Origin of the sequence: Sphingobium quisquiliarum P25 (assembly GCF_000445065.1) — a bacterium.
GTDB classification, from domain to species: Bacteria; Pseudomonadota; Alphaproteobacteria; order Sphingomonadales; family Sphingomonadaceae; genus Sphingobium; species Sphingobium quisquiliarum.
The window spans coordinates 15756-31241 of sequence record NZ_ATHO01000087.1 but is presented as its reverse complement, the minus strand read 5'-3'; the positions used below and the strand labels follow the sequence as shown (position 1 = coordinate 31241).

Here is a 15486-nt window from a genome sequence, read left to right as displayed (position 1 = left end):
TGCGGCGGGCGGCGCGCGATACAATCGCTTTCACACCACGTCCATCTGTTCGCCTTCGCGCGCGGCGCTGCTGACGGGGCGCAATGCGCATCAGGCCGGTCAGGGATCGGTCGGCGAAATAGGTTATCCGGGCTATACCGGCATCTGGAGCAAGGATACCGTCTCCATGGCCGAAGTGCTGCGGCGCAATGGCTATGGCACCGCAATCTTCGGCAAGTGGCACAATACGCCCTTCCGCGAAATCTCCCCCGCCGGGCCGTTCGACCGCTGGCCCACGAACCTGGGCTTCGAGCATTTCTACGGCAATATGCTGGGCGCGGCGAGCCAGTGGACGCCGCTGCTCTGGAACGATACCCAGATGGTGCAGCAGCCCAAGAGCCGGGCCGAGGGATATCATTTCACCACGGATATCGTCGACCGGTCGATCGACTGGATTCAAACCCGCAAGGGACTTGCGCCGGAAAAGCCCTATTTCCTCTATTTCGCGCCGCTTGCCGCGCATATGCCGCATGACGTGCCCGCCGAATGGATGGCGCGGTACAAGGGCAAGTTCGATGGCGGCTGGGACAGGCTGCGCGAGGAAATCTTCGCCCGGCAGAAGCGGCTGGGCGTCATTCCCAAGGATGCGAAGCTGACGCCGCGTCCCGCCGAACTGCCCGCCTGGGACAGCCTGCCGGAAAAGCAGCGCGCGGTGCTCGCCACGCAGATGGAAGCCTATGCGGCCTTCATCTCGCATACCGATCATGAGATCGGCCGACTGCTCGACGCGGTGCGCAAGGCGCCGGGCGGTGAGAATACGATCGTCATCTACATTGTCGGTGACAATGGCAGCGCTGGCGAGATGGACACGCAGCGGGCCTTCACCATGGCGGCCCTGCAACCGCAGATGAAGGATTCCTTTTACGCCGCCGGCTGGGCCTGGGCGGGGAGCACGCCGTTCCAATGGTCGAAGGGCGTTGCGTCGCATCTGGGCGGCACGCGCAACCCCATGGTCGTGTCCTGGCCGGGCCATATCAAGAATAGCGGCGCGATGCGGACCCAGTTCACGCACCTCAACGACATCGCGGCGACCATCTATGACATCACCGGCATTCAGATGCCCGACATCGTGGATGGCGTGAAGCAGAAGCCGCTGGAAGGCAGCAGCTTCGCCGACAGTTTCGCCAATCCCAGGGCTTCTTCCCATCACCGGACGCAATATTTCGAAGTCTGGGGCAATCGCGCCATCTATCAGGATGGCTGGATGGCATCCGCGCGGCATGGGGTGCCGTGGCAGATGAAGGAATATCACCAGCCGCTCGATCCGCAGGACTCTTTCGCGCGCGACAGGTGGGAGCTTTATGATCTCGACCGGGATTACAGCCAAGCGACCGATCTTGCCGCGCGCTACCCGGACAAGCTGGCGGCGATGAAGACGCTGTTCGATCAGGAAGCGCGGCGCAACAATGTCTATCCGCTGATCTCCAATAATATGTACGGCGCTTATCCGCCCGCGCCTGGCAAGCCCGCCAATGTCACCTTCGGGCCGGGCATGCCCACTATCCTCGCGCTTTCCGCTCCCGACTTCGGCGGCAAGTCCTTCGCCATCAAGGCTGATGTGGTCGTGCCGCCGCAGGGCGCGCAGGGGGTGATCTTCTCCCATGGCGGAACCTTCAGCCTGTATATGGACAAGGGCGACGTGGTGGTGGAAGGATTGCCGATGATGGGCACCAAGGCGCTGCGCGCGCCGCTCTCGCCCGGCGCGCACAGGATTTCCTATGCCTTCACCATCAATCCGGGGATGAAGCCGGGCGCCTATATGCCTGCTGCGGGCGTGGGCACGCTCAGCATCGACGGCAAGGCGGTGGATGAAGGGAAGATGGGCATTCTGCACTCATCGATGCAGGAGATCGACATCGGCAAGGACACGGCCGCCCCCGTCAGCCGAAACTATACCGCGCCCTTCCCCTTCACCGGAGAATTGTCCGGCGTGCGGATCGAAACACAGCCTGAAAAGTGAATGCTCCGGCAGGACGCACGCCTGCCCTGCCCCTCTTCTAAATGTCCTTGCGACCGAAAGTCTTCATCAACCGGCCTGAAAGGTCCCGCCATGATTTCCCGCGCTTTTGCCAAGTCCCTGCCGGTGGTGTTGACCGCCTTCGCCATTCCGCCCGCAGCAGCAGCGGAGCCCGCCCAGCCAGTGGCGCAAGGCATGTGCACGCAGAGCCGCTTCACCGGCGATCCCGACATTGCGGCGATGCGCGACGCCATCCTGTCCTCCGAAGGCCCGGCGGCGATGGCGAAGGCTGCTCCGAAGCTGCTGCCCAAGCTGGCGGACATCGGCAAGGAAATGCAGCAGCGCAAGGAACAGGATTGGCCGTTCCTGTGCCGTTACCGCGCCGAAAATGCGAAACTGCTCCAGTCGGGCGCGCGTCCCGCCGTGATCTTCCTGGGCGATTCCATCACCGAGTTCTGGAGCTATGGCGATCCCGTGCTGTTCGGCAAGGGTGTGGTCGATCGCGGCATCAGCGCGCAGACGAGCGGGCAGATCCTGTTGCGCTTCTATCAGGATGTGGTGGCGTTGAAACCCGCTGTCCTTCACCTGAATGCTGGGACCAATGACATTGGCGGCAATGGCGGACCGGCGATCACTGACGATGACATCATCAACAATCTGAGCGCCATGACCGACATGGCCAAAGCGCACGGCATCCGCGTCGTGCTGTCGAGCATCTTGCCCTCGACCGCTTCGGCGCAATATCAAAGCGCGGGACAGACGGCGCGGATCGTCGCGCTCAACAAGCGCATCCGCGCGCTCGCGGCGCAGCGGGGCGCTGGCTATGCCGATTATCACAGCGTTCTGGCCGACGCCGATGGGCGCATACGGCCCGAAATGTCGAATGACGGCGTGCACCCCAACCGGCGCGGCTATGACGCCATGCGTCCGATCGCGCAGGCGGCTTTGGCCAAGGCAAAGCGATAAGGGCAGTAACAACTTCTGTCCTGGAGCCGGAATGCCGCAAGGTCCGGGACTATGATCAACATATGTCAGTAATGGGAGAGCATCATCATGGCGACTTCATCGGGCCAATCCTGCCTTGCCACCAAGCACCCCGAAATGGTGGCCAACCTGATGCGCAGCAGCGCCACGGCGATGATCGCCGCGGCGTTGATGGCGTCCACTCCGGCCAGCGCGCAAGATGCACCCGTGGCAGCCGAAGGCAGCTTCGCCAATCCCGCCATTCCGGATCGCCCGATGTACCGTTTCTGGAACAATGGCGGCATGATGACGCCTACCTCCATCACGGAGCAGGTGGCGCAGATCAGGTCGTCGGGCGCTGGCGGTTTCGAAGCCAACCAGTTGAGCGGCGTTCCTTCGGTCAGCAAGGTTCCGGGCTATGATCCGCAGCGCCACGGGTTCGGCACGCCGGAATGGACCCGCGCCTGGACGCAATTGTTCAAGGCCGGGAAGGCGCAAGGGTTGCGCGTCGACCAGATCTACACGCCCGGCTGGTCGGCGGGCATTCAGGGCCTGTCGCCCGACGCGCCTGGGACGGCGAAGGAAATCACCTTTGGCTCCGTCTTCGTGAACGGCGGGGAAAGCTATGAAGGCGTGGTTCCTGAGGCCAAGCTGCCCGCCGGAGTCACCAAGCGCACCCTGCTGGGCGTGGTCGCCTATCGCTGCGACAGCAATTGCGAAGCGGGATCGAAATCGCCGCCGATGCTGGACGCGAGCACGGCCTTGGACCGCACGGCCAGCGTCAAGGACGGCCGCATCCGCTTTGCAGCGCCCGCCGGGCCGGGCCGCTATGTGCTGGTCGCGTCGTGGATGAACGGCACGGGTCAGGTGATCGAACTCGCCCAGACCCCCACGCCCAGCTACATGGTCGATCACTTCGCTTCCTCCGGCGCGCAGGCGATCGTCGATTATTGGGAGACGAAGGTCCTGAACCCCGAATTGCGGCAAGCGTTCAGGGATAGCGGCGGATCGCTATTCTTCGATTCCTTTGAACTCAACCGCCATGGTGAGGAGGTCCGCCATTGGACCGATAATTTCCTGAGCGAATTCCGCAAGCGGCGCGGCTATTCGCTGGTGCCGTATCTGGCGGCGATATCCAATTCGTCTAATCCCATGTTCGAATTCAGCAATGGCGTCGGCACGCGCATTCGCGAAGATTACCGCCAGACCCTGTCGGAACTGTTTGTCGGCAACCATATCCTGCCGCTCAAGCAATGGGCCCATTCCTACGGCATGACCTTGCGCGCGCAGGGCTATGCCGGATGGGGTCCGACAGCGGTAAACAATTCCGACGCCGCGGCCGCCATCGACATACCGGAGCAGGAAGCGAACAACCGCAGCAAGCCGATGTTCTCCACCGATGCTTCCGACGCCTGGCGGCAGGTGGTGAGCGCGAACGCGCAGATGGGCAGGACCATCGTATCGAGCGAGATGGGCACATTCGGCCGCACGGACGGGCTGTCGCGCGTGTCGCTGGTCATGCGAATGAATGAGGTCATCGGCCTTGGCATGAACAAGGTCGTCTATCATGGCTGGCCGGACCAGACGCCGGGCGGTTCCAGCAGATGGCCGGGCTATATGCCCTTTGGCAATGCGGTGGGCGACAATTATGGCGTCCAGATCCCGACCTTTGCCGATGACGTGACGATCAACTACTATGTCGCGCGCCTGCAAACCGTCCTCCGCCGGGGTGAGCTTCGCAACGAGATCGCGATGTATTGGGGCGGCCCGGACGAAGCGCGCTATGGCGATCTGGGGCTGGAGCGTTCCGGCTATACCTACGGCTTCATGAGCGATGCTCTCATGGCGCACCCATCGGCGAAGATCGTGGACGGCCGCCTGACGAATATGGGCTACAAGGCGTTCGTGCTGGACGCGCAAGGGTCCGGCATTCCAATGAACCTCGCATCGGCCAGGCGGCTTCTCAGCTGGGCGCGCAGCGGCTTTCCGATCTTTGTCATCGGCGAGCTTCCGGCGCGGGTCAGCGGCTATCATCCCGCTGACGACGCCGCACTGCGCAAGGTCGTAGCGGCGCTGTTCGCCCAGAAATCGGTGACGCGGGTTGCGGATCGCGCGGGCGTCGTGAACGCGTTGAAAGCGGCGGGCATCGGTTCGGCCGCTTCTTACGACGCCAAGCCGCTCGTGACGTTGCACCGGCAGTCAGAGGACAGCGATTATTATTATCTGTTCAACGCGGCAGCGGACAGGACCAAGGCGGCGGTGACGCTGGAAGGAAAGGGCCTCCCCTACCGCTATGACGCCTGGACAGGTCAGGTGCGGCCCATCAGCCTGTTCACCCGGACAGACAATGGGGTGAAGATTGAGGTTGATCTGGCGTCGGGCGACAGCACGCTTATCGCCATCACTCCCGGCAATCAGGACACGCCCAAGCCCGTCTGCAAAACCGCGGCGGTAAGCACGAACGCCGATGAACTGCTCAGCCTGGACGGCGGCGACCCGGTCCTGCGCGACACGGCGGCGGGCCGATATGTCACTACCCTGGCGGACGGGCGGCAGGTCAGCAGCGAGATCGCGGCGGTGGGCGCCAGAAAGACGCCTGCCTCCTGGACGCTCCAGGTCACATCCTGGCAGGCTGGCGCTGGCGTGAACGACATTGCGAAGGTCGCTCTCACGCCCATCAACCTGACCCCCGGCGCAGACGGAAAGCTGCCGGATTGGCAGCATGTGCCGGGCCTGGAAAACAAGTCGGGCACGTCCACCTACAAGGCTTCGGTCGATATTGGCTCTGGGTGGACCGGCGGCACGCGTGCCTATCTCGACCTTGGCGCTTTTTACGGCACCGCGCAGGTCAGCGTGAATGGAAAACGCCTGCCCCCCATCGATCAGGCCGATGTCAGCCGCATCGACCTGGGCGGTTATTTGCGGACGGGCGTCAACGACCTTCAAGTGCATATCGCGACGCCGATCTACAACGCCGCCTACAAGACCAAGAGTCCCTATGGGCTGGTGGGGCCGGTGACCGTCATTCCCTATGGCCAGGTGACCGTTCCCATGGGATGTGCGGGCAATTGACGCCTTCGGCGTGACGGATCAGGGATGAGCCGGGATTGCCATCCGAGGCGTTGGGAGTGCACGAGTCAGCACTCCCAACGCCCTCGTGGCGTGTCATTGGAAAGGCGCGTCGTTCTTCATCATCGATCCTGCTCTACAATGCCATGGACTGGGCGGGGCATGATGCCGCTCACCATTTCAACGTAAATGCGTCGGCCAGGGCCTGCTGCACCGTTGCTTCGAACCGCTGGGAAATGCCTGCCTTGGGAGCAGCGCCTTCGAAGCCGTGAAACGCGCCGGGAACGACGACAAGCTGGGTCGGAATGCCCTCTGCCATCAGGCGGTTGGCATATTCCACATCTTCCTGCACGAACAGGTCGATCGATCCCACGCCGATGAATGTCGGCGGCAATCCCTTGAGGCTCTCCACCCGCGCGGGCACCGCCCCCCTGGGCGGACGCGGCGACCCAGCCTGCATGCCGAGGAAGGACGACCAGCCGAAGCGGTTGGCGGCAGCGTTCCAGGTGATCGCACCCATCGGCGGCGGCACCGCGCGGCTGCTGCCCGTGCGATCATCGAGCATGGGGTAGATCAGCATCTGGAAGAGGATAGGCACCTCCCCCCGGTCGCGCGCGGCGATGGCCAGCATGGCGGCGAGCCCGCCGCCCGCGCTGCCGCCCATCACGGCGATCCGGCCGGTATCGACGCCCAGCGTGCTTGCATTGCCGTGGACCCATTTGAGAGCGGCGTAGCAATCCTCAAGCGGGCCGGGGAATGGCGTTTCGGGCGACAGCCGGTATTCGACAGTCACGATCACGCAGTCGAGCGCCTTGGCCAGTTTCAGCAGCTTGCCCGTTTCCGAAGCCGCATTGCCCGCGATGAAGCCGCCGCCATGGATGTGAAGGATGGCAGGGCGGCCGGATGCGCCCGCCCGCTCGTTCAGGACATAGACGGGGACGTCCGGCGCGCCATGGCCGCCGGGCACGCGCACCATGCGCGCGGCAGGGTCGGCAGGGCCGCCGCCCAGCATCTTGCGCAGGCCGGGCAGCGCCGCGCTCGTCATTTCGCCTGCCGACTGGTATTTCAGGAAGATCGGAACCAGAAAGCGGAGTTCGGGATGAACGAATGGCGTGATGTCGGCGGGCGTAGCAGGCCCGGCGGCGGACGTCGCCGCTTCGGCCAATTTGCCCTGCCCCGCCAGCGACAGCAGTCCCGCTCCCGCGAGCAGCCCCATTTCCCTGCGACTGAAGTTCATGAATCTGATCCTTGTGATAACTGGATGGAGCATCGTTAGAGATTAGTCAGCCGCCGCGTCCAGCGATCACGGCAGCTTTTCAACATTGTTTCGAAAAGAGTCGGCGCATTCGGACGAAGAAGGGGACCGGAAGCAAGCTCCCGGTCCCCGAATGCGAAGTTATCGCAATGCTCAGTCGCTGCCGAAGACGAAACGGGCCGTGATCCCGATTTCCCGCGGTGCGCCGTAGCGGACTTCATGATAGCCGGTGTTGATCAGCCCGCTGGCTGACGATCCCGGAACGCTGGTGACAATGTCGGCTCCCCTGAATGTCAGCTTCTGCGTATCGAAGATATTCCTCGCAAACAATGTTACCTCAAGACCCGGGACAATCTCGCGAGCACCGACATAGAGATTCAGGATCGGCTCTGCGGCGTAAGTATTCGCACCGGAAACGTCCGACCTCTTGCCCTGATAGGAGAACAGGCCGCGAATGAATCCTTCCATGTTGCCGGATAGCGGCTGTGTATATTCTGATTGAACAGTGAAATTCCACTTGGGAACTTCGGATATCGGCCCATTCGACGTCCTGAAGAAGATTGGATTGGCTACACTCAAACCACCCGGCGCGACCGCCAATTGGTCGTTAGAGTCAGGTATGCCGTCCCCATTCAGATCGGGGCGGTATGGTACTTGTGCATTTTTGAAGTGCGACTTCGCATACGCCACCGTTCCAGAAGCCGTCCAGCGATCAGTGATATTGACCGACAACTCCCCTTCAAATCCGCGGACGCGAGCATTACCGGGGAAGACAACTTGTCCCTGAGTGACAGAACAAAATCCAAATGCCGCTACTGAACCCATGCAGAAAGGAATATCACCCGCAACACTGTTGAAGCCTTTGTAATCCTGCTGGAAGACGTCAAAGTTCAACCGGACTCGCCTGTCAAAGAAGTCGCCCTTGAAACCGACCTCGTAGGAATCACTCTTCTCCGGTGTCAGGTTTCGAAGAAAATCGAGCACCGGAAGATCAACCCCGCGGTTGGCACCCGGCCCACGGAACCCGCGTCCATAGGAAAAGTAGACGATCTTATCATCATCAAGGTGCTGCACGACCTTCGCATCATAGACCCATGCTTTGATATCGCTGTTTGACGGAGTGTCGAGCAACGGCTTGGTCGGGGTCTGAGAAACGGGCCCGGCCGCAAAAGTGTCGCGTACGCCGTCGGTGGTCAGCCAGAACTGGAAGCCCTGATCTCGCTTGAAATGGATACGTCGCGCACCAAAGGTAACGTCCGTTCGCGTCGGCAGGTGAAGAGTGGCGCTGGCAAAAGCCGACTTTTCGACACGCGTTTCCGGTATCAAAATGTCGCTGCCCAGCAAGGTGGCGGGCCCGGACGGCGGATTGGAACCGGGCGCGATGGCATAGCCGCGATTGTTCCCGACATTCGTGGGTACGCGATTTGCGGTTTTCAGATAATTCACGCCGATTGAATAGTCGAATAGACGGTCGCCACCCATGGAATCGAGGCGCAATTCATGCATTGTGCCCTTGCTGTCGGTATGGAAAAGCTGGCCAGGAGAGTAATTGAGAACAGCGTTTCCGGTGTCAGTATCGCCGGAATTAAGACCGGTGAAGGACTTGAACTGGGAATAGCCGAAAATGTAGCTGAGTGAAGCCTCATCGGCGATGTTCAGCTTGGCATTGATCGAAGCATTGTTCGACATGAACTGCCGCAGCGTGACGTTTTCCTGAACGGCGATCCCATCACGGCCGTCCCTGATGACAGGACCATTATAGCCCGCCGGGAAAGGCTGATCCGCGGTCGGCACGAAGCCGGTTCCGTCGACACGGGTAAGGTCGTACCTGTTGGCGCGCATATATTGATAATAAGCGAAGATGCTGAGCGGGTTGATCGGCTGGAACAGCACCGAAGCGCGGATGCTCTTGGTGTCGGCGCGCGACTTCACGTCAGTTACCGGGTTATGAAGATCGCCATTACGGTTGACATCGAACAGTCCGGCGATACGGACCGCGAGCTTTTCCTTGATGATTGGCACGTTGACGGCCGCTTGGCCGTTGAAACTTGGTTGATCGGTGCCGGTTGCTATGAAAGTGCCGCCATAATCGTTGAGATCGGGCCGCCGCGTGCCGATGGTGATCGAACCGACCGGAGCCGCTACGCCGCGAAGCGTGCCTTGGGGACCGCGCAGCACTTCGATCTGGCCTATGTCGTAAATGCCCTGGAAGGCCACGAAATCGTTGATCGGTACTTCGTTGAGGTAGATGACGACTGCGGCCGGGGCGGAGGTGGTCACCGTACTGCTGATGCCACGCAGCGACGTCACAGTACCCTGTGTGCCGGATTCGCGGAAGGACAGGCCGGGCGAAAGCACCTGGACATCCTGGAAATTCTTGATTTGCAGATTTTCGATCTGCGCGCTGGTGATTGCGGTGACCGTCACCGGAACATCTTGCAGACGCTCGTTCCGGCGGGTTGCCGTGACGATGATGTCGGAACTGGCAGTCTGATCCGAGGCAGAATTTACGGGTGCGACGTCAGCCCCGCTGGCGGGTTGGCCAACCTGGGCCTGCGCAGCCGCCGCAGACGCCAATGTCCAAAGCGCAACACCGGAAAGACGTGCTGCGGCTCTGCTTATTCCTATGGTCATAACATCCCCTCCTAATCGGCTGATTCAGCCGTCGATCTCCGCGAGATCGTGCCTCCAGAAAGCGGTGCAGCCGGTGGTCGGCTTTTCTCCCGCACAGTCAGAAATACTCTGACATAATAGAAAGGGCAACTCATTTAAACGGAACAGGTGCGTAGTAATTTTAGCCGGGTTGCCCGCATTCTGTAGGGAATGTTTCTGACCGTTAGTCAAATTCGTTAGAATGTCACCTTGGCCGCGTCCCGGATGGCAGCATCCGCATCGGCTTTCTGGAGAATGCCCTCCCGTTCCGCCTTGCGTGCTGATTCAGTGAATTTCCTCAAATAGTTACCGGGGGTGCCATAGAGGGATTTCAGCTTGGCCTTGTCGAACCAGAAAGTCCTACCGGCGGTGCCAAGACAGGTGCCGCCAATGTCATAGCGTGCGATAGGCACATCCACCCAGGGCGTACGAATGCCGCCCGCCATATTGCCATGCTCATCCTCTTTACCGGCCTCGACCGGCGGGAAATGCGGCGCAGGCGGCCCCCCATTCATCCATCGATGCACCCACATGATTGCGCTGCCGGAAATATACTGCACCGGAAAATTATTGGCGAAGTCCGCTGCACAAGGCTGCGTATCGTTTGAGAGAGCGCCCGGAAGGTCGCGCGCACTGGTCTTCGCCACCCTTTGCATATAAGGTCCGGTGGTGTGGCCCGACCCAGCCGCATTCCACACGCGCAGCATTGGCCCTTCCGCTAGGGGAACATGGAGGGGTCCGGCTGCCCAGAACTGGATCACCGGCACGTTCACGTCGGTGCGAAGCTGCGCCTCCTTCATTTGTTCGGTGCCGCCGAGACGCAGAGGGTTCATCGCGTCCTTGATGACGAAACCGTTGATGGCGCGGGCGCTTTGCTGCACGCCGTTAATGTAGGTGGTCAGCCGGGCTCCCGCGATCGTGTCACCCACCGCCATGACATGGCGGACCTTCAATCCCTGAAATGGATCGACGCCCGTGCGCGGCCGATCCGGCCCGACCGCGCGCGCGACCTGGCTCAAAATGTCATAGGACATTTCGGAATCCGGGATGGACAGCGATCCATAGCGCGCCGGGTCCCATTTCGTCAGCGCCGGGCCGAGGGGGATCTTAATGCTCTGGTTCGACCCGGTATAATTGGCGAATTCCACCCCCGGCGGCGGGCCGTTCACGCCCTCGCGATGCAGCGAGACCCCTACCCAGCCGAATCCGTTGCGCAGGAAGGTTTCGGCGTTCCACCGGAAATTGGTGTCGGCTTCGCGGCTGAAATATTCCTGCATGAATTCGATGACGACGGTGCCGTTGAACTTGGCCGCTGGCGGCCGCCTGACGATCATCCGCGTGCGATAGGGCTGGTCGGGACCGGCGGGGACGAATGTCCAGCGGCCGTCTGCCGTCAGGCTGGTGCCCGGTGCGGGTTGAAAGGCGTGCGCCTTGCCGGAGATGAGATATTCCTGTTCGGTGTAGCCATAGGGTTTGAGGTCCACTGCCGACGCCGCGAAGATGCGGCCGTTGCCGCCGGTGATCAGCCCTTCGACTTTCGCGGCGGGACCCGCCATCTCCTGCTGGGCCGGGGATGCGATGGACAGGCCAGCCGTTGCGGCGGCAGCGAAAGCGAGGGAGGCGCCAAGGAACCCGCGGCGATGTTCAAAAATCATCTTCCTCTCCTATTTTCATGATCGGGAATGTCGTGTGGCCGCTAAGCCGGTATCTCCGAAGCGAACGCCTCCAGATCGATGATGGAGGAGATCGCGACCGAGCCGGGCGCTGGAAGGCTGTCGGGCAGGAATGTCCCGTCCTTCGGCCAGATCATCACGACCGCCTCGCATATCGAGCCCACCGGCTTGCAGGCGAGAATGTCCTCGATCGGGCCGGATTGCATATAGAGGCTGATGCGGTCGCTTGCCGCACCGAAGCTCTGCGACACTCCCGCCGCGAACTGGGCAGCTCCCTGGGCGAAGACGTCCGCAGAGGCGTCGACCGGGCGCCGCAGCAGGATCGCGCGCTTGAGCACCGGCCCTTTCTGGAAGGGCAATGGCGCGCCGGAGATCAGGGTTTCGCGGACCTCCATCACATGGCTGCTTTTCCAGTTCGGATCGTTCGGCTTGCCGCACATGCTGGGCTTCGTCGCGCCGGGGCGGGAGCCGAATTCAGAAATGACGTCGAATGGCGGCCGGGTGCCCACCGAGCGGCGGACATAGTTCCGCTCATAATGAACGATGCCCCATTTCGCGAAGATGGCCACCGCACCTGGAGCATGCTGGCCCTCATAGCCCTGAAAAAGTTGGGTCGCGCTGATTTCTGGACGTTTGGCGATGAAGGACCAGCCGATCGTGAGGTTGGGTTGCGCCGCCTCCGCCGCCGCGGCGGCCGCTGTCAGTCTGGACGCCAAGGGCAAGGTCGCGAGAGCCATTCCCCCGCGCAAGAACTGACGGCGCGTGCCATCCGGCAAAGCCCCTTCTTCCATTCCTCACTCTCCCCTATTTTCATGTGCTTACATTATCGGCACGGCAAGAGAATGCCGCCTAAAATAATAATTGGCCAGCATTATTCATATTCAGACTGAAAATATGAAGACGCAGGCAGGAGCGATGGAAGCAAAGGAACGGGATGAAGCCGTTACCGCGCAGCCCATGTCACAGCGCGGCTTGGTTCAATTGTCATAGCATCAGGGTTCCCCCGATCAGCCCAGTGTAACGCTCCCATCGGGCAAGCCCTTGGCGGAGACCCTTATGCTGACCCGCCCGGATTTCCCCTGCCCGCGCAGGATCGCAAGCGCCCGGCCGCGAAAGGCGGCGGTTTCGGGTGACTTGACCGATCCTGTCCATTTGGGATCGGCACTGCCGAAAGCGAGAAGTTCGGCAGGCCCCTCGACGGTTATGGCAAGGCGGTCCTGTGCTACCGGAACGATCCTGCCTGAAGCATCGAGTATTTCGATCTGCACATAGGAAAGCTCATCCTGTCCGCCCTGCCATTGCCCTTGCTCGGCAGTGCAGCGTATCGCCGCAGGCGCGCCGGTCGTGGTGAGGCGGCGGCGGCCGATCACTGTTCCGTCGCGATAGGCGACCGCTTCGATCGTGCCCGGCGCGTAGGGAACGGCGTATTCCGCGCGCATCTTGTCAGGCGAAACCTTGGCCTCGCCGATCTTTGAGCCGTTGAGCAGCACCTCCACCCTGTCGCCGGGCGTATAGAAGCGCACCGTCAGCGGCTTGCCTTCCTGCCCTTCCCAGTTCCAGCTCATCCTCTCGTCAGGCCAGCCCCAGCTCGTCACATATTCATACATGCCTTCGGGCACGGAATAGTGGACCGTCATTTCCAGTTGGCTGAGCCCCCAGACGACATCGCGCGCCAGCGAAGCAGCCTTTTGATGGCCGATCAGGTCGATATCGCCGCACCATGCATTGACCCATGGCCAGCCCGTACTGCCGAAGGGCGGCGTGCCGTTCTTCAACTGAACGGTGGCGCCAATGCCCGCTTCGCCGATATAGTCCATCGCCGTCCACAGGAACTCACCCAGGAACCAGGGCTCCCGCTCCATCAGCCGGGCATAGTCCACCATGTTGCTGGCGAAGGTTTCGGAGGCATAGACGACGCGTTCTGGATGCTGCTTGCGCTCGCGCTGGATATCGTTGAGCCGGTAATTATAGCCGGGGATGTCCAGGAAGATGGTGGAGGCATTGTCCACTTTCCCCGCCCTGCCCGGCCGCGCGGTTCCTTGGGCGGCGATCATCGGCGCGCCCAGTGACCCGTTAAGGCCCGCAGTAACGGGCCGGGTGGGGTCGAGACGCTTGACCGCATTGGCGAGCATCCATTGCCACTTCACCCCTTCATCGGTGGACCGGTCCGGGATTTCGTTGCCGATGCTCCACATGATGACGGAGGGGCTGTTGCGCGCAGGCAGGACCATCGCGCGGATCACTTCCTCCCAATGGGCAGGGAATTGCGTGGCGAAATCCTGCGGCAGCTTCGCCACGTGCCAGGCGTCGAACGCTTCCTCGATCAGGAACATGCCCAGCCTGTCGCAGGCTTCGCGCAGATGAGGGGAGGAGGGATTGTGCGAACTGCGGATTGCGTTGAAGCCGCGCTCCTTGAGCAGGCGTACGCGCCGGTCCGCCGCGTCGGCGAAGCTGCATGCGCCCAGCAGGCCGTTATCATGGTGGACGCAGCCGCCGCGCAGCTTCACCGGATCGCCATTCACGCACATGCCGCGTTGCGTATCGAATGTGATGATACGGATGCCGAAAGGCTGCGTCACCAGATCGACGGTCTTGTCACCATCCAGCAGCACAGTTTCCAGTGTATAGAGCGAAGGCTGAGCCGCCGACCATAATTTCGGCCCCCGAACCGAAAGCGACTGTTCGACTTGCGCTGCGGCGGGCGAAATCGCCTGCGCCACCACCTTGCCATTGTCGTCGCGCAGGCGCGTCGCGACCTTCAACCTGGCATCGGGCTGATCGACGCGTGTCGAAAGGGCGATGTCTGCGCGCCCGCCGCTCAGGCTCCGCGTCCAGGCGCTTACCCCCCACCGCGCAAGCCGCGCACCGCCTGGCAATATGTTCAGCTTCACCGGCAGGTAGATGCCGGACCCCGAATACCAGCGGCTGTTCTTGCCCGGATTGCGCACCCGTACAGCCAGAACATTGTCGCCGGTGCGGTCGAGGAAAGGCGTCAGGTCGAAGGCGAAGGGAATATAGCCGTGAACATTGCGGCCCAGATGCCGGCCATTCAGCCAGACATCGCTTTCCAGATAGGCGCCTTCGAACAAAATCTCGATCCGGCGGCCGACCGGAAACTGATCGACATGGAAATGCTTGCGATACCAGCCCTCGCCGCCGGTGGTGAACCCCGTGGCCGTGCCTGCTAGGGCATTTTTGTCGAAAGGCGTATCGCGGCCCGGCAGATCCTCGACGCTCCAGTCATGGGGCAAGGTGAGCTTGCGCCATCCGGCGTCATCCAGCGCGACAGCCTCCAGCCCCTGCCCTTCGCCCCGTTGGAACAGCCAGCCATCATCGAAGGAAAGCGCGCGCTCCGATACCTCCGGCCGGCGGCTTCGCGCCAGAGCCGCATGGGCCGCGCCCTCGACGCCGGCGGCAATCGCGACGCCACCCGCCGTCAGGGCCAGCGCGGTACGGCGGTCTGCCATCACGGCCCCGCTCACCGGCTTTTCTCCAAAGTGGCGAGTTGCTGGTCGATAGCGGAAATCCCATCCTCCTTCATCAGGCCGATATGCACCAGATCCCATAAGGTCAGATTGCCCAGATGGGGCTGCATGTCGGGGATTTTCATCAGGAAATTCATTGCGGGAATCTGCTTGAGGATGGTCTCCTTCACCCCGGCGATCGCCATCAGATCGGCAATGGCGACATCATGCGTATTGAGCGCTCGCGGCTGACGGATGGGCGCGGCGAACTGTTCCGCTGGCATGTAGATTGGGGCGTCCAAGCTGTTCTCCATCCGCAAGAAATGCGATTAGCTTCCGGTCAGGCGATGCTGACGGCGGGAAGGTTATATTTCGATAACCTGCGGGATCCGAGCGGACCAGTGCCTTTTTGCG

10 protein-coding genes are annotated in these 15486 nt (G+C 61.8%); 3 read left to right on the top strand and 7 right to left on the bottom strand.

Translation table 11 applies throughout. The features are described from left to right. From L288_RS32120 to L288_RS32115, 3 genes are all read left to right on the top strand, one after another. Positions 1-1999, top strand: a 1999-nt coding sequence (locus L288_RS32120) for an arylsulfatase (protein WP_021238330.1), incomplete at its 5' end; no start/stop codon positions are given. A 90-nt stretch (positions 2000-2089) separates the two neighbouring features. Next, positions 2090-2962, top strand: coding sequence for a GDSL-type esterase/lipase family protein (locus L288_RS0121590; protein ID WP_021238329.1), 873 nt, complete (start codon positions 2090-2092; stop codon positions 2960-2962). 87 nt (positions 2963-3049) lie between these two features. Then, entirely contained in the window at positions 3050-6031 is a 2982-nt protein-coding gene (locus L288_RS32115) for a glycosyl hydrolase (RefSeq protein WP_021238328.1), read from the top strand. 169 nt (positions 6032-6200) lie between these two features. Here the strand turns inward: L288_RS32115 and L288_RS32110 are convergent, their stop codons facing one another. The 7 genes from L288_RS32110 to L288_RS32085 form a co-directional block, all read right to left on the bottom strand. Continuing rightward, the gene (locus tag L288_RS32110) at positions 6201-7265 is read right to left on the bottom strand and encodes an alpha/beta hydrolase (protein WP_031304390.1); all 1065 of its coding nucleotides are present in this window, start codon (positions 7263-7265) and stop codon (positions 6201-6203) included. 66 nt (positions 7266-7331) lie between these two features. Beyond that, positions 7332-7418, bottom strand: a complete 87-nt coding sequence (locus L288_RS44275) for a hypothetical protein (protein WP_408020569.1) — start codon at positions 7416-7418, stop codon at positions 7332-7334. An 18-nt stretch (positions 7419-7436) separates the two neighbouring features. Continuing rightward, positions 7437-9917, bottom strand: coding sequence for a TonB-dependent receptor (locus L288_RS32105; RefSeq protein WP_084465768.1), 2481 nt, complete (start codon positions 9915-9917; stop codon positions 7437-7439). A gap of 215 nt (positions 9918-10132) precedes the next feature. Next, complete coding sequence (locus L288_RS32100) at positions 10133-11590, bottom strand: alpha/beta hydrolase domain-containing protein (protein WP_021238325.1); 1458 nt, start codon at positions 11588-11590, stop codon at positions 10133-10135. 41 nt (positions 11591-11631) lie between these two features. Next, a complete protein-coding gene (locus L288_RS32095; protein ID WP_152522069.1) occupies positions 11632-12345 on the bottom strand; it encodes a hypothetical protein in 714 nt (237 codons plus the stop codon). Positions 12346-12615: 270 nt separating this feature from the next. Continuing rightward, positions 12616-15075, bottom strand: a complete 2460-nt coding sequence (locus L288_RS32090) for a glycoside hydrolase family 2 TIM barrel-domain containing protein (RefSeq protein WP_021238323.1) — start codon at positions 15073-15075, stop codon at positions 12616-12618. 11 nt (positions 15076-15086) lie between these two features. Continuing rightward, complete coding sequence (locus tag L288_RS32085) at positions 15087-15374, bottom strand: hypothetical protein (protein WP_150113303.1); 288 nt, start codon at positions 15372-15374, stop codon at positions 15087-15089. Positions 15375-15486 lie beyond the last annotated feature (112 nt).

Coding starts and splice junctions, on each gene's coding strand:
- L288_RS0121590 (WP_021238329.1), top strand. CDS start 2,090: ATGATTTCCCGCGCTTTTGCCAAGTCCCTGCCGGTGGTGTTGACCGCC.
- L288_RS32115 (WP_021238328.1), top strand. CDS start 3,050: ATGGCGACTTCATCGGGCCAATCCTGCCTTGCCACCAAGCACCCCGAA.
- L288_RS32110 (WP_031304390.1), bottom strand. CDS start 7,265: ATGAACTTCAGTCGCAGGGAAATGGGGCTGCTCGCGGGAGCGGGACTG.
- L288_RS32105 (WP_084465768.1), bottom strand. CDS start 9,917: ATGACCATAGGAATAAGCAGAGCCGCAGCACGTCTTTCCGGTGTTGCG.
- L288_RS32100 (WP_021238325.1), bottom strand. CDS start 11,590: ATGATTTTTGAACATCGCCGCGGGTTCCTTGGCGCCTCCCTCGCTTTC.
- L288_RS32095 (WP_152522069.1), bottom strand. CDS start 12,345: ATGGCTCTCGCGACCTTGCCCTTGGCGTCCAGACTGACAGCGGCCGCC.
- L288_RS32090 (WP_021238323.1), bottom strand. CDS start 15,075: ATGGCAGACCGCCGTACCGCGCTGGCCCTGACGGCGGGTGGCGTCGCG.